This is a genomic window from Streptomyces sp. NPDC025784, assembly GCF_055558435.1.
The window spans coordinates 55,509-75,269 of record NZ_JBVHMN010000003.1 but is presented as its reverse complement, the minus strand read 5'-3'; the positions used below and the strand labels follow the sequence as shown (position 1 = coordinate 75,269).

Annotated in this window: 15 protein-coding genes, 4 tRNA genes and 1 other RNA gene; 11 read left to right on the top strand and 9 right to left on the bottom strand. The window is 72.0% G+C overall.

Features of this window, described 5'->3' with window-relative positions:
- Positions 1-257: 257 nt before the first annotated feature.
- A complete protein-coding gene (locus ACZ4IF_RS09850; RefSeq protein WP_205069121.1) occupies positions 258-476 on the top strand; it encodes an excisionase family DNA-binding protein in 219 nt (72 codons plus the stop codon).
- A 78-nt stretch (positions 477-554) separates the two neighbouring features.
- Complete coding sequence (locus ACZ4IF_RS09845) at positions 555-1,832, top strand: tyrosine-type recombinase/integrase (RefSeq protein WP_467561230.1); 1,278 nt, start codon at positions 555-557, stop codon at positions 1,830-1,832.
- A 62-nt stretch (positions 1,833-1,894) separates the two neighbouring features.
- Here ACZ4IF_RS09845 and ACZ4IF_RS09840 read toward each other — a convergent pair.
- Positions 1,895-1,982, bottom strand: a tRNA-Ser gene (locus tag ACZ4IF_RS09840).
- Positions 1,983-2,053: 71 nt separating this feature from the next.
- Between ACZ4IF_RS09840 and ffs the strand changes: the two genes are divergently transcribed.
- The 6 genes from ffs (at position 2,054) to ACZ4IF_RS09810 (ending at position 11,196) form a co-directional block, all read left to right on the top strand.
- An RNA gene (ffs, locus tag ACZ4IF_RS09835) (signal recognition particle sRNA small type) lies at positions 2,054-2,152 on the top strand.
- Positions 2,153-2,378: 226 nt separating this feature from the next.
- Entirely contained in the window at positions 2,379-4,607 is a 2,229-nt protein-coding gene (locus ACZ4IF_RS09830) for a DNA polymerase III subunit gamma and tau (protein ID WP_467561228.1), read from the top strand.
- 115 nt (positions 4,608-4,722) lie between these two features.
- A complete protein-coding gene (gene purD, locus ACZ4IF_RS09825) occupies positions 4,723-5,976 on the top strand; it encodes a phosphoribosylamine--glycine ligase (RefSeq protein ID WP_467561226.1) in 1,254 nt (417 codons plus the stop codon).
- 378 nt (positions 5,977-6,354) lie between these two features.
- Entirely contained in the window at positions 6,355-8,187 is a 1,833-nt protein-coding gene (locus tag ACZ4IF_RS09820) for a hypothetical protein (protein WP_467561763.1), read from the top strand.
- Positions 8,188-8,649: 462 nt separating this feature from the next.
- Positions 8,650-10,185 (top strand): N,N-dimethylformamidase beta subunit family domain-containing protein, encoded by a 1,536-nt coding sequence (locus ACZ4IF_RS09815; RefSeq protein WP_467561224.1) that lies wholly within the window; start codon positions 8,650-8,652, stop codon positions 10,183-10,185.
- A gap of 111 nt (positions 10,186-10,296) precedes the next feature.
- Entirely contained in the window at positions 10,297-11,196 is a 900-nt protein-coding gene (locus ACZ4IF_RS09810; protein WP_467561222.1) for a phosphoribosylaminoimidazolesuccinocarboxamide synthase, read from the top strand.
- A 209-nt stretch (positions 11,197-11,405) separates the two neighbouring features.
- On the opposite strand, the gene ACZ4IF_RS09805 is transcribed toward ACZ4IF_RS09810, so the two are convergent.
- The 8 genes from ACZ4IF_RS09805 to ACZ4IF_RS09770 all read right to left on the bottom strand — a co-directional run bounded on the left by ACZ4IF_RS09805 (position 11,406) and on the right by ACZ4IF_RS09770 (position 16,163).
- Positions 11,406-11,478, bottom strand: a tRNA-Gly gene (locus ACZ4IF_RS09805).
- Between the two features lie 23 nt (positions 11,479-11,501).
- Positions 11,502-12,158 carry a response regulator transcription factor gene (locus ACZ4IF_RS09800; protein ID WP_359494817.1) on the bottom strand — a complete coding sequence of 219 codons (657 nt, stop codon included), beginning with the start codon at positions 12,156-12,158 and terminating at the stop codon, positions 11,502-11,504.
- A complete protein-coding gene (locus ACZ4IF_RS09795) occupies positions 12,155-13,450 on the bottom strand; it encodes a sensor histidine kinase (protein WP_467561220.1) in 1,296 nt (431 codons plus the stop codon). Before ACZ4IF_RS09795 ends, ACZ4IF_RS09800 begins: the two co-directional genes overlap by 4 nt.
- A 112-nt stretch (positions 13,451-13,562) precedes the next feature.
- Entirely contained in the window at positions 13,563-14,366 is an 804-nt protein-coding gene (locus ACZ4IF_RS09790; protein WP_467561218.1) for an ABC transporter permease, read from the bottom strand.
- Positions 14,363-15,349, bottom strand: a complete 987-nt coding sequence (locus ACZ4IF_RS09785; RefSeq protein WP_467561216.1) for an ABC transporter ATP-binding protein — start codon at positions 15,347-15,349, stop codon at positions 14,363-14,365. The genes ACZ4IF_RS09790 and ACZ4IF_RS09785 overlap by 4 nt, the downstream gene beginning before the upstream one ends.
- Positions 15,350-15,477: 128 nt before the next feature.
- Positions 15,478-15,553 (bottom strand) — tRNA-Gly (locus tag ACZ4IF_RS09780).
- A 79-nt stretch (positions 15,554-15,632) separates the two neighbouring features.
- Positions 15,633-15,704 (bottom strand) — tRNA-Gly (locus tag ACZ4IF_RS09775).
- A gap of 141 nt (positions 15,705-15,845) precedes the next feature.
- Complete coding sequence (locus ACZ4IF_RS09770) at positions 15,846-16,163, bottom strand: histone-like nucleoid-structuring protein Lsr2 (RefSeq protein WP_467561214.1); 318 nt, start codon at positions 16,161-16,163, stop codon at positions 15,846-15,848.
- A 361-nt stretch (positions 16,164-16,524) separates the two neighbouring features.
- Between ACZ4IF_RS09770 and purS the strand changes: the two genes are divergently transcribed.
- From purS to purL, 3 genes are read left to right on the top strand one after another with little or no spacing between them, the layout of a single operon-like run.
- A complete protein-coding gene (purS, locus tag ACZ4IF_RS09765) occupies positions 16,525-16,791 on the top strand; it encodes a phosphoribosylformylglycinamidine synthase subunit PurS (protein ID WP_028804522.1) in 267 nt (88 codons plus the stop codon).
- Positions 16,788-17,468 carry a phosphoribosylformylglycinamidine synthase subunit PurQ gene (gene purQ, locus ACZ4IF_RS09760; protein ID WP_345657460.1) on the top strand — a complete coding sequence of 227 codons (681 nt, stop codon included), beginning with the start codon at positions 16,788-16,790 and terminating at the stop codon, positions 17,466-17,468. Before purS ends, purQ begins: the two co-directional genes overlap by 4 nt.
- A complete protein-coding gene (gene purL / locus ACZ4IF_RS09755) occupies positions 17,465-19,723 on the top strand; it encodes a phosphoribosylformylglycinamidine synthase subunit PurL (RefSeq protein WP_345657457.1) in 2,259 nt (752 codons plus the stop codon). Before purQ ends, purL begins: the two co-directional genes overlap by 4 nt.
- The last annotated feature ends 38 nt before the right edge of the window (positions 19,724-19,761 follow it).

Genomic DNA, 19,761 nt, shown 5'->3' with positions numbered 1-19,761 from the left:
AAACGGCCGCTGACCTGCGCCAACAGCGATGACGCAGGCGGCTTGCTCTGCGTCATCCCGCGTCACCCGCGTCACCCGGTGACGCAGCCGATGACGCACCGGTGACGCAGCCCCGATCCGCCGCGTCACCCAAAACCACAGGTCAGAGCCTCAAATGACGCAGGTGACGCGGTGACGCAGAAATCCGCACCTCGGACAGACGCGGACTAGAAGGTCCGCGATACCAGCCGCACCCCACTCGAAGGAGTGCCCCACCCATGGACACGCCTCAGTTCCGTGAGGTCGATGACCCCACATTGGTGTTGTTGACCGTCGAAGAGGCCGCACGGCGCCTCCGCATCGGCCGGACCACCTGCTACCGACTCATTCGTAACGGCGAGCTGGAATCCGTCCCGGTAGGCAGCCTGCGCCGGATTCCTGCCGAGGCCCCCGGCGAGTACGTGGCTCGCCTTCGGGCCCAGCGGCGAGCTGCCTGACCCTCTCTCTTTTCGGAGCGTCACCCGATGTCGGGTGACGCTCCGACCTGCATCTACGCACTTTGAAGGAGCCCGCTCGTGGCAGAGGACAAGAAGCGCACGCGCCGCGCGAACGGCGAATCGGCCATCTACTTCGGCAAGGACGATCGTTGGCACGCTCGCGTGCCCATGGGCTACAAGGAGGATGGGGCGCCCTACCGGCGGCACCTGACCCGGCCGACGCGCAAGGAACTCGTGGACGAGGTCCGGCGACTTGAGAAGCAGCGCGACGAGGGTTCGGCACGTCAGCCCGGAAAGCCGTGGACGGTAGAGAAGTGGCTCTTGCATTGGGTGGAGAACATCGCCAAGCCCGTCATCAGTGAGAACACGTACGACGGCTACGAGGTGGCAGTTCGCGTGCACCTGGTGCCAGGGCTCGGCAAGCACCGCATCGACCGCTTGGAGCCAGAGCACCTGGAAAGCCTGTATCGCCGGATGCAACAGAGCGGGAGCAAGGCCGGCACGGCGCACCAGGCACACCGCACCATCCGAACCGCCCTCGGCGAAGCAGCACGGCGCGGTCACGTGGCGAAGAACGCCGCTGCGCTGGCGAAGCCACCACGGATGGAAGATGCGGAAGACGAGGTAGAGCCCTACTCACTGGAAGAAGTACAGCGGCTGCTACTCGAAGTGAACAAGCGCCGGAACAGCGCACGGTGGATGCTGGCACTCGCGCTCGGCTTACGGCAGGGCGAAACACTCGGACTGCGCTGGTCTGACGTCGACCTGGACAACGAGTACCTGAAGCTTCGCCGGAACCGTCTGCGCCCCAGGTACGAGCACGGATGCTCGGACGCCTCACCGTGCGGCCGCAAGCCGGGGTACTGCCCGGACCGGCTTCAGGTCCGCCGGGAGACCAAGAACACCAAATCCCGGGCGGGGCGTCGCGCGGTACCGCTGCCCGGCCCGCTGGTCGCCATGCTCCGATTGCACGCGGAGGCCCAAGCGCGAGAGTGCAAGGGCGCTGGTGATCTGTGGATCGAGTCGGACTACGTGTTCACCAAGGCCTTAGGCGGGCCGCTGAGCCCGAACACGGACTACCACGACTGGAAGCGACTCCTGGCGGACGCGCGGGTGCGGGATGGCCGGCTGCACGACGCCCGGCACACGACCGCGACGGTGCTCATGCTGCTCGGAGTCCCGGCCCGGGTCATCGACCAGATCATGGGTTGGGAGCCGGGTACGTCCGCCCGCATGCGGGCGCGGTACCTCCACGTGCCGGACGCGATGCTGAAGGACGTCGCCAAGAAGATTGCCGATGCCATCTGGGGACCCTCGGCACCCGCTGTGGACAAAAACCAGGACAACGAGGGCTGAGCAACGTCGAAGGGCCCCGCTGCAAGCAGCGGGGCCCTTCGACATCGTGCCCGGTGAGGCACTGGCGGAGGATACGAGATTCGAACTCGTGAGGGGTTGCCCCCAACACGCTTTCCAAGCGTGCGCCCTAGGCCTCTAGGCGAATCCTCCGCGGCAAACAATACAAGACGTTGAGGAGTGCTCGCGAACTCGTTCCCCCGGTCAGGATCCTGTACCCTGTGCGGAGCCCCTCACGTGGCGCTATCTGACTGAACTCCCCCAGGGCCGGAAGGCAGCAAGGGTAGGTCGGCTCTGGCGGGTGCGTGGGGGGCGCTTGCGTTTGCGGGGCGGGGCCGGGCGCGTGCCGCGGAGGCCGAGGGGCCGGCAGGGATGCTGCCGGGCCGGGCTGCGTGCGGCGGGGACGCCGGGGGCCGGTGGAGGCCGTGGGCCCGGTGCGGGGGCCGGGCAGGTGTTCCGGCCGGTGGTCGTGGCGGGTGGCCGGGCCGTCGTCCGGGGATGCGCTCGGGGCGGTCCGCGTTGTCGGTGGGCGCCTATAACCTCGTATGCGTGTCGTCTCTCGCGCTGTACCGCCGCTATCGCCCGGAGTCGTTCGCCGAGGTCATCGGGCAGGAGCATGTCACCGACCCGTTGCAGCAGGCGCTGCGGAACAACCGGGTCAACCACGCGTACCTGTTCAGTGGTCCGCGCGGGTGCGGCAAGACGACCAGCGCGCGCATCCTGGCCCGCTGCCTCAACTGCGAGCAGGGCCCCACGCCCACCCCGTGCGGCGAGTGCCAGTCCTGCCGTGACCTGGCACGCAACGGCCCGGGATCCATCGACGTCATCGAGATCGACGCCGCCTCGCACGGTGGTGTGGACGACGCCCGTGACCTGCGGGAGAAGGCCTTCTTCGGACCCGCGAGCAGCCGGTACAAGATCTACATCATCGATGAGGCCCACATGGTCACGTCGGCCGGTTTCAACGCGCTGCTGAAGGTCGTCGAGGAGCCGCCGGAGCACCTCAAGTTCATCTTCGCCACCACCGAGCCCGAGAAGGTCATCGGGACCATCCGGTCGCGGACCCACCACTACCCGTTCCGGCTGGTCCCGCCGGGCACCCTGCGCGAGTACCTCGGCGAGGTCTGCGGCCGCGAGGGCATTCCCGTCGAGGACGGGGTGCTCCCGCTCGTCGTGCGCGCCGGCGCGGGCTCCGTGCGTGACTCCATGTCCGTCATGGACCAGCTGCTCGCGGGTGCGGGCGACGCCGGTGTGACGTACGCCATGGCGACCTCCCTGCTCGGTTACACGGAGGGGTCGCTGCTCGACTCGGTGGTCGAGGCGTTCGCCTCGGGTGACGGCGCGGCGGCCTTCGAGGTCGTGGACCGCGTCATCGAGGGGGGCAACGACCCGCGGCGGTTCGTCGCCGACCTGCTGGAGCGGCTGCGCGACCTGGTGATCCTCGCGGCCGTGCCGGACGCCGCCGAGAAGGGGCTCGTCGACGCCCCGGTCGACGTCGTGGAGCGCATGCAGGCCCAGGCCGGTGTCTTCGGCGCCGCCGAGCTGAGCCGCGCCGCCGACCTCGTCAACGAAGGACTGACGGAGATGCGCGGCGCCACCTCGCCCCGCCTCCAGCTGGAACTGATCTGCGCGCGTGTGCTGCTGCCCGCCGCGTACGGGGACGAGCGGTCCGTGATGGCCCGGCTGGACCGCGTCGAGCGCGGTGTGAGCCTCTCGGCCGGTGCGGGCGCGCCCGCGATGGGCTACGTGCCCGGACCCGAGGCGCACGGGGCGGCACCGGTCGCCCCCGTGGCCGCGGTTCCCCCGGGCGGCGGTCCGGCGGCGGCCCGAGCCGCGGTCCGCGGGGCGGGACCCGCCGACGCCCCGCAGGGCGCCGCACCGGCCCCCGAGACCGTCGCGCCCGCGGCACCTGCGGCGCCCGCGGTGAGCGCGCCTCCTGCCGCGCCCGCGGCCCCGCCCGCTGCCGCCCCGTCGCCGCCCCCGGCCGTCGCGCCCGCCGCGAGTGCTCCCTCGGCCGGTGCCCCCGGTGCCTGGCCCGCCGCCACGGCCGCCGGCGGCGGCCGGCGCCCCGGCGGGTGGCCGACGGCGGCCCCCGCGGGCGGCGGGCAGCCTCAGCCGCCGTCGGCTCCGGCCGCCGCCGAGTCCCCCGCGCAGGCCCCGGCCGCACCCGCACCCGCCCCGGCCGCCGGCGGCATCGACCCCCGCCAGCTGTGGCCGAACATCCTGGAGGCGGTGAAGAACCGCCGACGCTTCACCTGGATCCTGCTCAGCCAGAACGCGGCCGTGACCGGCTTCGACGGCACCACCCTGCAGATCGGCTTCGTGAACGCGGGCGCGCGGGACAACTTCGCGAGCAGCGGCAGCGAGGACGTGCTGCGCCAGGCGCTGTCCGAGCAGTTCAACATCCAGTGGAAGATCGAGGCGATCGTCGACGCCTCGGGCGGCTCGGCGCCGTCGGCCCCCGCGAACCCGGGCTTCGGCGGTGGCGGCGGGTACGGCGGGGCTCCGGCCGCTCCGCGCCCGGCCGTCCAGCAGCCCTCCGCCCCGGCCCCCCGCCCCACGGGCCCGCAGGGCGGCCCGTCCGCGGGCCATGCCCCGGCCGTGGCTCCCGCTCCCGCTCCGACGCCGCCTCCGGCCCCGGAGCCGCCCCCCGTCTCCATCGAGGACGACATCCCCGAGGACGACGACCCCGACCTCGACGAGTCGGCCCTCTCCGGCCACGACCTGATCGTCCGCGAACTGGGGGCGACCGTGGTGGAGGAGTTCTCGAACGAGTGACGGTGGTCCGCGCCGCGTCCGCACCCCTTCTTCTGGAGGATCCCACCAACGCCCGAGGCCCTTCGCTTCGGAAGCCCCCACAAAGGCATCGGCCCCCGGCGGTTAGGCTGACCCCGTGAAGGTCCTCGTCATCGGTAGCGGCGCCCGCGAACACGCCCTGTGCCGTTCCCTGTCCCTCGACCCCGACGTCACCGCCCTGCACTGCGCCCCCGGGAACGCAGGCATCGCGGAGGTGGCCGAGCTGCACGCGGTCGACGCCCTCGACGGTGCCGCCGCCGCCGCGCTGGCCACGGAGCTCGGCGCCGAGCTGGTGGTGGTGGGCCCGGAGGCCCCGCTCGTCGCGGGTGTCGCCGACGCCGTGCGTGAGGCGGGCATCCCCTGCTTCGGTCCCTCGAAGGAGGCCGCGCAGCTGGAGGGCTCCAAGGCCTTCGCCAAGGACGTGATGGCGGAGGCGGACGTGCCCACAGCCCGCTCCTACGTGTGCACGACGCCGGAGGAGGTCGAGGAGGCGCTCGACGCCTTCGGAGCCCCGTACGTCGTGAAGGACGACGGACTCGCGGCCGGCAAGGGCGTCGTCGTGACCGCCGACCTGGAGCAGGCCAGGGCGCACGCCAACGCGTGCGACCGCGTGGTCATCGAGGAGTTCCTCGACGGCCCCGAGGTCTCCCTGTTCGCGATCACGGACGGCGAGGCGGTCGTCCCGCTCCAGCCCGCCCAGGACTTCAAGCGCGCCCTGGACGGCGACGAGGGCCCGAACACCGGCGGCATGGGCGCGTACTCGCCGCTGCCCTGGGCGGACCCGAAGCTCGTCGAGGAGGTCGTGCAGACCGTCCTCCAGCCGACCGTCGACGAACTCCGCCGCCGCGGCACGCCCTTCTCGGGTCTTCTCTACGCCGGTCTGGCGATCACCAGCCGCGGCGTCCGGGTCATCGAGTTCAACGCCCGTTTCGGCGACCCGGAGACCCAGGTGGTCCTCGCCCGCCTGAAGACCCCCCTCGCGGGTGTGCTGCGGGCCGCGGCCGAGGGCACCCTCGCCGACCTGGCACCGCTGCGCTGGAGCGACGACGCGGCCGTGACCGTGGTCGTGGCCTCGCACAACTACCCGGACACTCCGCGCACCGGTGACCCGATCACCGGACTCGACGAGGTCGCCGCCCAGGACGCCCCGCACGCGTACGTCCTGCACGCCGGCACGAAGCGCGACGGCGACGCCGTGGTCAGCGCGGGCGGCCGGGTGCTGTCCGTCACGGCCACCGGCACCGACCTCACCGAGGCCCGTGCGCGTGCCTACGCGGCGGTCGCCCGGATCGGCCTCGACGGTTCGCAGCACCGTACGGACATCGCGGCGAAGGCCGCCGCGGAGGCCTGACCCCCGGTCGCCTCCGGTCGTCCCGGGCCGTCTCTGCCGGCCCGGGCACCCCGCTCCGCTCGTGCGGTCCGCCGCCGTCGTGCCAGGCCCAGGGCCCCGGACTCCGCGAGGAATCCGGGGCCTGATCATTGCCCACTGTCATTCACCTTTCCCCAAAGCCATTCCATCGAGTGACCGATGTTCTATCCGGCTGACGGGGGCCGGGGCCCCAACTAGGGTGCGGCGAAAGCGTTCCGGCACTTGGCCCACCGGCATTGCGATGTCCGTGGCGGGTGCCACAGTGGGGGAGTGAGCAACGCCAGGACATCCGTCGGCACGGGCTGTGCGACAGCCTGTGCCGGACGGACACGTAGGGGGTGACGTCCGGTCGTGACCGGTATGGGTGTGGAGGTGGGCGCGCAGGCAGCGCGCTCCCGGGCTCTCGCCGTGCTGCGCATCCGCAGCAGAGCGCTGGCCGTCGCCCTGCTGCCCGCGGCCGTCGCCGTCGTGCTGCTCGTCGGCGGCTCCACCGGCCACATCGTCGGCGGGCACTGGGGCGTCACGCGCTGGGTCGTGACGGTCCTGGCCGTCGTCGTCCTCCTCGCGGCCGCGGGCATCGCCCTCGTCGTCGCCCGGGCCCGGCCCGCCGTCAGCCCCACGGTCCCGATCGCCGAGGAATCCGCCCCGGACCTGTATCGCATGGTCCGCGACCTGGCCGACCGCCTCGACGTGCCGGCCCCCTCCGCGATAGCGCTCACCCCCGACTGCGACAGCTGGCTGGAGGACCGTACGCATCCGGCGCACGGCCCGCCCCCCGCGGAGCGGGACGAGAAGGACGGCCTGGACGCACTGCGCGGCATACGCGGAGCCCACGGAGTACGGGGCCTGTCCGCACGGTCCCGCCGCTCCCCCTCGGCCCCCGTCCTCGTCATCGGCTCCCCCTTCCTGTGGTGGATGCGGGTCGGCGAGCTGCGCGCGGTCCTCGCCCCGGTGGTCGCCGGGACGGGCCCGTCCGCGCAACCCGACATAGCCGCGGCCCGCCGGTTCGTACGGGGCCTGGACGCGGCGGTGGCCGTGACCGCGGCGCCCACCGGCGGCTCCCTGCCCCGGACGGTCCGCGCGGGCGTCGGCTGGGTGACCCGTCTGCTGCTGCGCAGCTGCCGCGGCCACGCGGCCGAGATGGAGCGCGGTGTGGCGGCCGCTGCGGCCGAGCGTGCACAGGCCGTGGACTACGGCCTGCGGATCGTCGCCCAGGAACAGGTGGGCCTGGCGTACGCGGGCTGGGACCGGCTGCTGACCCGCGTCGCGCTGCCCGCCTGGCGGATGGGCCGCTGGCCGTCCCGGCTGGACGCCGGCGTGGTCGCGGCCCTCACCGAACTGTCCCGCCGCGACCGTCTGGCCGAGGGATTCGCCTCCCGGCTCGGTGAGCGCCCCGCCTGCGACCTGCTCGAAGAGCCCGGTGCGATCGACGAGGCGACCTCCCTCCTCGCCGCCCGCCTCTTCCACGGCGGCCCCGCCGAACCAGGTCCCGACTGGGCGCCGGTGGACTGGCAGGAGTATCCGGACGAGGTCGTCGACCGCAAATGGCGCACCGACGCGGCCCGCCTCCACCGGGTGCTGGACGCACTGGGCATCCGGCCGTCGGCCGACCCGGCGGCACCCGACCCGGAGGGCCCGACGCTGGCGAGGGTGATGGACCACCTCTCCGTGCCGCCGGAGGACCGGCCCGCGGCAGGCCCGGACGCCGATGACGGCGCGGGCGGAGGCCCGGCGGCGTACGCGGGGATGGGGATGGACGAGGACGAGCTCGGCCTCGGGAGCGAGCGTTCGGCCGCGCTGGCGGCCGGGCTCACCGCGGAGCTCGCCCGTGAGGAGACGGCGGCTCCGGCCGCGGCGCCCGCACCGGGCGGGGGCGCGGAGCAGCAGGACCCGGACCGGGCGCTGTGGGACGACGGGACGCTTCCCCTCTTTCCTCTCCAGCCGCCCAGGACCGGCCGGGAACTGCTGGCCGACCACGTCACGGCGATGGTGTGCTGTTCCGCGATGGACACGGTGGGGGCGGCGCCCGGTCTCGACTGGCTGGACGGGCCCTCCCTGCTCGTCGACGGCGAGCGGGCCGGAGACCTCGGACCACGTGTCCGCACCCTCGTCGAGACGGGGGATCCCGACCCTCTGCGGGAGTGGCTCTCGCACCTCGGTGTCCGGCCCGAGAAGCCGGTACGCCTCGTCTGACCCGAGGACGCCGGCCGGCTCGACGTCTGCCGGCTCGACGGCGCCGGTTGCCGGCACGGGCGCGGTGGCGCCCGCCGACCCGACGGTTCCCGACCGTTCTCACCCGTCCGAGTCGCGCGGCACGCCCGGGGCTCTCTCGTCCGCGGCGCGCGGCTCGCCCGGGACGGCGGCCGGCGTCGGCGATTTTTCGCCCCGTGTGTCCCCGTCCGCCAGACTCCCGCCGGCTCGGCCCGCACCCTCGGTCCGGGCGGGACGGCCTCGTCGTGGCGCACCCAACGGGCGCGAACGAGGCGACGGGACGGGCCCGCGACCCGCACGTACGGGCGGAGCCCAGGGTTCCACTCGCGTCAATTCGCGACGAACGGTGACGGAGTGCGTGCGTAATGTGATGTGCTGGGACCGATCGCGCACAGGGCAAGGGCTTACAGACAGACGACGGGGGCACGAGGGAGGGGAGCAGGCATGGGGTCGGAGCAGATTCGCCGCTGGGAGTCGGGCGCGCTCGCGCACGCCGTGACGGATCCTTTCGGCCAGGGTCCCGTTCCGTGGCTCCGCGGCGACGAGCACTACTTCGACGACACCGGTCACGTCGTCCCCTGGTACATCGACCACATCGACCCGTCCCAGGGCGCCACCCTCGTGCGTGACCCCCGCGACGAGCGGGACGCCAAGGCGCGAGCCGTGCGGGCCATCCCGCACCCCCGGGCCGGCGGCCCCCGCTCCGCCGACGACGTCCACCGCCAGATCAAGGGCTTCACCTCCACCGGCGCGGCGGCGCCCGGCGAGGCCATCGACTTCCACATCACCGTCGACCCGCCGCAGGAATTCAGCGTCGACATCTACCGGATCGGGCACTACGCAGGCGACGGCGCCAGCAAGATCACCACCAGCCCACGGCTGTCCGGCATCGTCCAGCCCCCGCCGCTCACCGCCGACCGGACCGTCTCCTGCCACCACTGGTGGCTGTCCTGGCGCCTCCAGATCCCGTCGTACTGGAGCATCGGCGCCTATGTCGCGGTGCTCACCACCCTCGACGGCTATCGCTCCCACGTGCCGTTCACCATCCGCGACAACCACCCCGCTGACCTGCTGCTCCTGCTCCCGGACGTCACCTGGCAGGCGTACAACCTGTACCCGGAGGACGGTCACACGGGCGCCAGCCTGTACCACGCGTGGGACGAGGCCGGCCGGCTGCTCGGCGAGGCGGACGCCGCGACGACGGTCTCCTTCGACCGGCCGTACGCGGGCGCGGGCCTGCCCCTGCACGTCGGCCACGCCTACGACTTCATCCGCTGGGCCGAGCGGTACGGCTACGACCTCGCGTACGCCGACGCCCGCGACCTGCACGCCGGCCGCGTCGACCCCTCGCGCTACCGCGGCCTGGTCTTCCCGGGGCACGACGAGTACTGGTCCGCGCACATGCGCCGCACCGTGGAACTCGCCCGCGAGCACGGCACCTCGCTCGTCTTCCTCTCCGCCAACACCATGTACTGGCAGGTGGAGTTGGGGCCCTCCCCGTCGGGTGTCGCCGACCGGCTGCTGACCTGCCGCAAGCGCCGCGGCCCCGGAAGGCCGGCCCTGTGGCGGGAGATCGACCGCCCGGAGCAGCAGATCATCGGCATCCAGTACGCGGGACGGGTCCCCGAGCCCCACCCCTTGGTCGTCCGCAACGCGGACCACTGGCTGTGGGAGGCGACCGGCGCGCACGAGGGCGACGAACTGGAGGGCATGGTCGCCGGCGAGGCCGACCGGTACTTCCCGCGCACCCCGCTCCCCGAGCACCAGGGCCGGATCCTGCTCGCCCACTCCCCTTACGAGGACAGTGAGGGAACGGTCCGGCACCAGGAGACCTCCCTGTACCGGGCCCCGTCCGGCGCCCTCGTCTTCGCATCCGGAACGTTCGCATGGTCCCCGGCGCTCGACCGTCCCGGGCACGTGGACACCCGTATCCAGCGAGCCACGGCCAACCTCCTCGACCGCATCTGCAAACGCGACTGACCGGGCGCCGGACGCCGGGGGCGCCGCGCGCCGTCCGGCACCCCCGTGGCCGGAGCCGCTCCCGGCATACGGGAGAATCGAGCCACTTGGACAGAACCACGGGGAGGAACCGTGTCCGGATTCGTCGAAAAGCCCGAGCCCCTTCAGGTGCCGGGTCTGGTGCATCTGCACACCGGCAAGGTGCGCGACCTGTACCAGAACGAGGCGGGCGACCTCGTGATGGTCGCCAGCGACCGTATCTCCGCCTACGACTGGGTGCTGCCCACGGAGATCCCCGACAAGGGCCGCACCCTCACCCAGCTCTCCCTGTGGTGGTTCGACCAGCTCGCCGAGCTGGCGCCCCACCACGTGCTGAGCGCCGAGCTCCCGCCGGGCGCCCCCGCCGACTGGGAGGGCCGGACCCTGATCTGCAAGTCGCTGCGGATGGTCCCGGTGGAGTGCGTCGCGCGCGGCTATCTCACCGGTTCCGGCCTCGCCGAGTACCAGGAGTCCCGGACCGTGTGCGGCCTCGCCCTCCCCGAAGGCCTCGTCGACGGCTCGGAGCTGCCCTCGCCGATCTTCACCCCGGCCACCAAGGCCGAGGTCGGTGAGCACGACGAGAACGTGTCGTACGAGGAGGTGGCCCGGCAGGTGGGTGCCGACACGGCGGCCCAGCTGCGCCAGACGACCCTCGCCGTCTACGGCCGTGCCCGCGACATCGCCCGCGAGCGGGGCATCGTCCTCGCGGACACCAAGTTCGAGTTCGGCTTCGAAGGGGAGACGCTCGTGCTGGCCGACGAGGTGCTGACCCCGGACTCCTCCCGCTTCTGGCCCGCCGACGAGTGGGAGCCGGGCCACGCCCAGCCGTCCTTCGACAAGCAGTTCGTCCGCGACTGGCTGACCTCCGGCGAGTCCGGCTGGGACCGCAGGAGCGAGCAGCCGCCGCCCGCGCTGCCGCCGCAGGTGGTGGAGGCGACCCGCGCCAAGTACATCGAGGCGTACGAGCGTCTGACGGGCACCAGCTGGTCGTAGCCCCCCCGGCGCGACTCCCGACGGGACCCGGCGACGAGCCGGGTTCCGTCGCACGTGCGGCGGCGCTCCGGTTCGTGGCGTGCTGGGGGCCGGGTCCAGGCCCCCAGGCTTCCCGGCGCAGGCGCACCCGCGGCCCGCCGCAGGCACACCCGGCTCCCGGACATACGACGAAGCCCCCGACCTGAGACAGATCGGGGGCTTCTCACCGGAGCGGACGACGAGGCTCGAACTCGCGACCTCAACCTTGGCAAGGTTGCGCTCTACCAACTGAGCTACGTCCGCATTGCGCCGTGGCGCGACAGCCACTATACCCAACCTCGCTCACGTGCGAGACGCACCGCCGCGTGCCGGTTCTCCGCTCCCAGCTTGGATGCGGCGGACGACAGATAGTTGCGCACGGTTCCCTGGGACAGCGCGGCCCGCTCCGCGATCTCCGCGACGGGCGCCCCGTCGGCGGCGAATTCGAGCACCTCGGCCTCGCGAGGCGTCAGTGGCGAGTCCCCGGCGGAGATCGCGTCGGCGGCCAACTCGGGGTCCACGTAGCGGTTTCCGGCGTGCACCGTCCGGATGATCTCGGCGAGCCGCTGTGCGCTGACCGTCTTCGGGACGAACCCGCGCACACCCGCCTCAAGCGCTCGCTTCAGATGCCCCGGCCGTCCGTGACTCGTCACGATCAGCACCTGGCAGCCGGGCAGTTCGGCCCGCAGGGATGTGGCCACCCTCACACCGTCCGCCCCCGGCATCTGAAGATCCAGGACGGCGACATCGGGTTCGTGGGCCCGCGCCATCGCCAGCGCCTCGGGCCCGGTCGCCGCCTCGGCGACGACGACCAGGTCGTCCTCCAGGGCGAGCAGCGCGGCGAGCGCTCCCCGGATGAGGTGTTCGTCGTCGGCGAGCAGCAGCCGTACGGGCCGAACGGATGGGGCCGGTGTGACGGGTGTGGTGGGCGGTACGGATGTCATGGGGTGACCTCACTGACGTGTCGCGGAACGGAGGACGGCGAGGCCCGTCGGTCCGGGACCGGCGGGAGGGGCACCTCGGCCGTGAGCCGGAACACCCCGTCACCGGCGGGCCCGGCCCGCAGCACCCCGTCCACCGCCCTCAGCCGCTCCCGCAGCCCGGCGAGCCCGGATCCCGGCCGGGGCGGGGAACCGCCGCCCCGCCGTCCGGAGTCCGTGACAGCCGGGGCCCCGTCGTTCTCGACGGTGAGTGTCACCCGGCCCTCCGCCAGGCGCAGCGAGACGGTGCACCGCCCGGCGTCGCCGTGTCCCAGCACGTTGGTGGTCGCCTCCCGTACGACCCAGCCGAGCGCCGACTGGACCTGCGCGGGCAGTCCGGCCGCCGAGCCGGTCACCTCGCAGTCGATGCCGGCGGCCGACAGTACGCCCTGGGCGCCCGCGAGTTCGGCGCCCAGGTCGGCGTCGCGGTAGCCGCGGACGACCTCGCGCACCTCACGCTGGGAGTCGCGGGCGATCCGCTGCACCTCGACCATCTGCTCCACGGCCTCGGGCCGGCCGCGTCGCGTCAGTTGCACGGCGAGCTCGCTCTTGAGCGCGATCACCGCGAGGTTGCGGCCCATCACGTCGTGCAGGTCGCGTCCGAACCGCAGCCGCTCCTCGGCGACGGCGAGACGGGCACGGGTCTCGCGCGCCTCGTCGAGTTCGTAGACGGCGTTGAGCAGCCAGACCGAGAACGCGGCGGTGAAGGTGAGGAACCCCGCGGCGAGCAGCACCACCCCGGCCGTGACGAGCGCGGCGGGGCCGGGGAGGCCGAGAGGGAAGGAGACGGCCCCCGCGCCCACGCCGGCGCCGACCACCACCTGGGTCATCCGGCTCCGGTTGCGGGTGGCGAGCGCGAGGGTGCCGGCACCGAAGGCGATGACGCCGACGAAGAGCGAGGTGCCCACCCGGGCCTCGGCCTCGGTCGCCGGACGCCAGTCGGTACCCTCCAGCGCGAGCGCGACGAGCGCGATCACGAACGTGGCGGCGGCCAGCGCGGCCGAGAGCCGCCGGGGCTGCTCCCGGTTGCCGCGGATCCAGTCCAGCGCCCGGGACGAGGTCGCCGCACACAGCGCGGAGTGGCCGCACACCAGCACGAACAGGAGCCAGGCCGGCGCCGGCGACACGCTCCCGAAGAGGGGGAGACCGAGCGTGACGGCCTCGATCACGGCGAAGGAGTGGAACGACCACCGGGTGTACGTCTCGACCTTCGCGGGTGTGCTCTTCGCCCGCCACCAGCCGTCCGGCCCGCTCATGTGCACCCCCGCAACGGGCCGCGCGGCCCGCTCGTTCCCGTCCCCGCCGTCGGCCGTCCGGCCCGGCTCGTGCCCGCCGGTTCCGCCGCTCGCGCGCCCGGCTCTCTCCCGGTCACCGCCGCGGCTCCCAGCGGAACCACCGTCGTACAGCAAACACCGCGATCGCGGTCCAGGCCACCGCCGTGCCCACGGCGCCCAGGGTGTCGTGCGCGGAGAGGTGCCCGGTCCAGCCGCCGCGGAGCAGGGTGATCACCGGGGTGAGCGGGAGGAGTTCGCAGAACGAGGCCAGCCGGTCGGGCAGGGTCTCCAGCGGGATGAAGGTGCCGGAACCGAGCAGCGAGACCATCATCAGCGGCAGGGCGGCCACCTGGGCACCCTCCACACTCCTGCTGAAGCTCGCGGTGACCGCGGCCAGCGCGGGCCAGGTCACCAGTCCCAACAGCAGGCCCAGCACGACGAGGTGGGGCGATGCCGGTGCCCCGACGCCGAGCGTCACGACGTAGGCGACGGTCAGGACCAGACACTGGGCGAGACCGATCGCCACCGACGGCAGGGCCGCCCCGGCGAGGATCTCCGCGTCGCGCGCCTCCCCGGTGCGCAGTCGTTTGAGGACGAGTTCCTCCCGTCGGGCCGCGTACACGCTCACGAGCGAGCTGTAGACGGCGACGAGGAGGGAGAAGCCGATCGAGGAGGGCAGCAGCACGGAGCCGACCGTGAGCCCGGTGCCCTTCAGGTCCATCCCGTCGACCGTCGAGCGGAACATGAGCGGCATCAGGAGCGGCACGGACACGGCGGTCGCCAGCGTCGCCTTCGTGCGCCCCAGCAGGGTCAGCTCGGCACGTGCGAGCGCGCGGAGCCGCGCCGCGGCCGTGGTCCTCACCGGCAACCGGCCGGGATCCGCCGTCGTTGCGCTCATGCCGCCGTCTCCTTGTCCCGGTGGTCCGTGCCGTGTGCCGCCGCATCCCGGGCGATCCGCAGGAACGCCTCCTCCAGGGAGGCGGAGCGCACGTCGAGCCGGCGCAGTTCGACCTGTGCCCGGTCCGCCCACAGCAGCAGCTCGGTGGCGGTCCGTTGCGGGGTGTCGGTGCGCAGGCGTACGGCGCGGCCGGCCGTCTCGTGGCCGGACACGCCGAGCCGGGTGAGCGGGGGCAGGTCTCCGAGGTGATAGCCGTCGGGCAGTTCGAAGGAGATGCGGGACGGCTGCGCGCCGGTGACCTCGGCGGGTGTGCCGGAGGCGGCGACGCGCCCCTCGTGGAGGATCGCGAGCCGGTCGGCGAGTTCCTCCGCCTCCTCCAGGTAGTGGGTGGTCAGCAGCACCGTCGTGCCGCCGTCGCGCAGTGCGCGCACCAAATCCCAGGTGCTGTGTCGCCCTTCGGTGTCGAGTCCGGTGGTCGGCTCGTCGAGGAAGAGGACCTCGGGGCGGCCGAGGAGGGCGAGGGCCAGGTCCAGGCGGCGCTTCTCGCCCCCGGACAGCTGTTTCACGCGTACGTCCGCCCGCCGGGTGAGGCCGACGAGGTCGAGGGCCTGGGCCGTGGGCCGCGCTCCGCTGGTGCAGCCCGCCCACATCCGCAGGGTCTCCGCGACGGTCAGCTCGGAGGGGAAGCCGCCTTCCTGGAGCATCACGCCGATCCGGGGCCGTACCGCGGCCCGCTCCCGGTAGGGGTCGTGCCCGAGGACCCGTACCCGGCCGCCGGCCGGGGGAGCGAGGCCCTCCAGTACCTCGACGGTGGAGGTCTTGCCCGCGCCGTTGGTGCCGAGGAGGGCGAAGATCTCACCGCGGCCGACGGAGAACGTGACGTGACGCACGGCCTCGAACGCTCCCCGGCCCCGCCCGTCTCCCCCGTACACGCGGCGCAGATCAGTGACCTCGATCACGTCGCCGTGCTCGTTCGTGTTCATGAATTCAGCGTCGCCGCGGACCGGGCGGGTCGGCAGTGCGCGGTGTCATCGCTCCCCATGACAAATGTCAGTCGCCGCGGAAGCGGACACGAGAAAGGCCCCGGTCGATGACCGGGGCCTTTGCTCCGTGGAGCGGACGACGAGGCTCGAACTCGCGACCTCAACCTTGGCAAGGTTGCGCTCTACCAACTGAGCTACGTCCGCATTGCCTCCGACCGGCTCTCACCGATCGGCGCGAGCACCACCCTACCTGATCGACAAGCTCGATCGGTAAGAGGTGCAGAGCGGGTGACAGGAATTGCACACTGCGCCTTCCCCCTGGAAGGGGGATGTTCTGCTACTGAACTACACCCGCACGACTCCTCGGGGTCCGGCCCTTCGGCCTTGCCCCTCGGCGTGCTCCAGACTTTAGCTGATCAGCGGGGGGTCAGCGCAAGTCGGTTGTTCCCAGGGCCCGGTGACGGGTCCTCGCGGGTGCCCCGGAGGACCCGTGCGGTCAGTGCGACTCGGTGAACGCCTCGTAGACCTTCTTGGGGATGCGCCCGCGGGGCGGCACGTCCATCTTGTTGGAGCGGGCCCAGGCGCGGACGGCGGCGGGGTCGGGGGTCAGCGCGGTGTGCGTGTACGCCTTCCCGGACTTCGCCCGCTTGCGGCCGGCCTCGACGTAGGGCGCGAGCGCCTTACGCAGTTTCTTGGCATTGGCTGGATTGAGGTCGATCTCGTACGACTTGCCGTCGAGTCCGAAGGCGATCGTCTCCGCCGCTTCTGAGCCGTCGATGTCGTCAAAGAGAGTGACCACGACACGCTGCGCCACGAATATCGGTCCCTTCGTGCGACACCTCTGCGATCAACGGTCATGACGTGCACAGACGTCACGGAGTTGTCGGGGAGATGTCGACTGTCCGGCTGTTATTGGGCAAAGTATCGGCTATTGCCAATTCCTTTGTACAGTGCCCGGCATTGCATTGTGAAGCCCGACTAAAACCTTGCGCGTGTCCGAAGGCAATGGGCCCCTGCCGTTCTTCTGCGGTTTTTCCCAGGATTTTCCGTGGAGGTCCCCGCGTCGATGCGGGATCGTGATGGGGGTCACGTAGGATTCTACGAATCTACGCGAGTAGAAATTTTGTGCGGGTAGTCTGAAGGGACCTGCTCAGCACCACACACCGGGAGTGCCAGTGGCACGCGTCGTAGTCGACGTCATGCTCAAGCCGGAGATCCTCGACCCCCAGGGCCAGGCGGTGCAGCGTGCACTGCCGCGCCTCGGTTTCGAAGGTGTCTCCGACGTACGTCAGGGAAAGCGATTCGAACTGGAAGTGGACGGACCGGTGGACGACGCCGCGCTCGCCCGCATCCGTGAACTCGCGGAATCCTTCCTCGCCAACACCGTGATCGAGGACTTCACCGTCAAGGTGGAGGACGAGAAGGTGGGGGCCGGAAAGTGACCGCTCGTATTGGAGTCGTCACCTTTCCCGGCAGCCTCGACGACCGCGACACGCAGCGCGCGATCAAGCTCGCCGGTGCCGAACCCGTCGCTCTCTGGCACAAGGACAAGGACCTCAAGCAGGTCGACGCCGTCGTGCTGCCCGGCGGTTTCTCGTACGGCGACTATCTGCGGGCGGGCGCCATCTCGCGCTTCTCGCCCGTGATGGAGACCGTGATCGAGCAGGCGAAGTCCGGAATGCCGGTCCTCGGCATCTGCAACGGCTTCCAGATCCTCACCGAGGCGCACCTCCTCCCGGGAGGGATGCTCGGCAACGACCACCTCCACTTCATCTGCCGCGACCAGAAACTGCGGGTGGAGAACGCGGAGACCTCCTGGACCGCCGACTACACGGCCGGCCAGGAGATCCACATCCCGCTGAAGAACATGGACGGGCGGTACGTCGCCGACGAGCGCACGCTCGACATGCTGGAGGCCGAGGGTCGGGTCGCCTTCCGCTACCTGGACTTCAACCCGAACGGTTCGCTGCGGGACATCGCCGGCATCACCAACGAGGCCGGGAACGTGGTCGGCCTCATGCCGCACCCCGAGCACGCCGTCGAGCCGCTGATCGGTACCGGTCGTACCGACGGCCTCCCCTTCTTCACCTCGATCCTCAAGAAGCTGGTCAACGCATGAGCCGCACGCCTCTGGACACGGTCGAGAACGCGGCCGCGACCCCCGACGTCGAGCTGCCCTGGGCCGAACTCGGTCTGAAGAAGGACGAGTACGAGCGGGTCGTGGAGATCCTCGGCCGCCGCCCGACCGGCGCCGAGCTCGCCATGTACTCGGTCATGTGGTCCGAGCACTGCTCGTACAAGTCCTCCAAGGTGCACCTGCGCCAGTTCGGCGAGAAGGCACCGCAGTCCGACGCCCTCCTCGTCGGCATCGGCGAGAACGCCGGCGTCGTCGACGTCGGCCAGGGCTACGCGGTGACCTTCAAGGTCGAGTCGCACAACCACCCGTCGTACGTCGAGCCCTACCAGGGCGCGGCCACCGGCGTCGGCGGCATCGTGCGCGACATCATCGCGATGGGTGCCCGCCCGGTCGCGGTCGTCGACCCGCTGCGCTTCGGCGCCGCCGACCACCCCGACACCAAGCGCGTCCTGCCCGGCGTGGTCGCCGGCATCGGCGGCTACGGCAACTGCCTGGGCCTGCCCAACATCGGCGGCGAGGTCGTCTTCGACGCCTGCTACCAGGGCAACCCGCTGGTCAACGCCGGCGCCATCGGCGTGATGCGGCACGAGGACATCCACCTCGCCAAGGCGTCCGGCTCGGGCAACAAGGTCATCCTCTACGGGGCCCGTACCGGCGGCGACGGCATCGGCGGCGCCTCCATCCTCGCCTCCGAGACCTTCGACGACGCCAAGCCGTCGAAGCGGCCCGCCGTCCAGGTCGGCGACCCCTTCCAGGAGAAGCTCCTCATCGAGTGCACCCTGGAGGCCTTCCGGGAGAAGCTCGTCGTCGGCATCCAGGACCTCGGCGCCGCCGGTCTGTCCTGCGCCACCTCGGAGCTGGCCTCGAACGGCTCCGGCGGCATGCGCGTCACCCTCGACGACGTACCGCTGCGCGACTCCACGCTCTCGCCCGAGGAGATCCTCATGAGCGAGTCGCAGGAGCGCATGTGCGCGGTGGTCGAACCGGCGAAGGTCGACCGCTTCCTGGAGATCTGCGCGAAGTGGGACGTCATCGCCACCGTCATCGGTGAGGTCACCGACGGCGACCGCCTGGAGATCTACTGGCACGGCGGCAAGATCGTCGACGTCGACCCGCGCACGGTCGCGCACGAGGGCCCGGTCTACGAGCGCCCGTACGCCCGTCCGTCCTGGCAGGACGCCCTCCAGGCCGACGACGCGAACAAGCTCCCGCGCCCGGAGACCGCCGAGGAGCTGAAGGACCAGGTCCGGAAGCTGGTGGCCTCCCCCAACCAGGCGTCCAAGAAGTGGATCACCTCGCAGTACGACCACTTCGTGCAGGGCAACACGGTGCTGGCGCAGCCCGAGGACTCGGGCATGATCCGCATCGACGAGGAGACCGGGCTCGGCGTCGCCATCGCGACCGACGGCAACGGCCGGTACGCGAAGCTCGACCCGTACGCGGGTGCGCAGCTCGCCCTCGCCGAGGCGTACCGCAACGTCGCGACGACCGGTGCCAAGCCGCTCGCCGTCTCCGACTGCCTGAACTTCGGCTCGCCCGAGGACCCGGCCGTCATGTGGCAGTTCGCGGAGGCCATCCGCGGGCTCGCCGACGCCTGCCAGCAGCTCGGCACCCCGGTGACCGGCGGCAACGTGTCCCTGTACAACCAGACGGGCGAGGCGGCCATCCACCCGACTCCGGTCGTCGCCGTCCTCGGCGTGATCGACGACGTGGCCCGGCGTACGCCGGTCGCCTTCCGGGAAGAGGGCCAGCTCCTCTACCTGCTCGGCGACACCCGCGAGGAGTTCGGCGGTTCGGCCTGGTCGCAGGTGATCCACGACCACCTCGGCGGTCTGCCGCCGCAGGTCGACCTGGAGCGCGAGCGGCTGCTCGCCGAGATCCTCATCTCGGCCTCCCGCGACGGCATGATCGACTCCGCGCACGACCTGTCCGACGGCGGTCTGGTGCAGGCCGTGGTCGAGTCGGCGCTGCTCGGCGGGAAGGGCGCGCGTCTGGTCGTGCCCGACGGTCTGGACGCGTTCACCTTCCTCTTCTCGGAGTCGGCGGGCCGCGCGGTCGTCGCCGTCCCGCGTTCGGAGGAGCTCCGCTTCACCGACATGTGCGGTGCGCGGGGTCTGCCCGTCACCCGCATCGGTGTCGTCGACGGTGACGCGGTCGACGTCCAGGGCGAGTTCGCGCTCTCGCTGGAGGAGCTGCGCGAGGCCCACGAGGCGACCATCCCGGCGCTGCTCGCGTAGCCCGCAGGGATCGCACACGTCGGAAGGCCCCGCCCGTT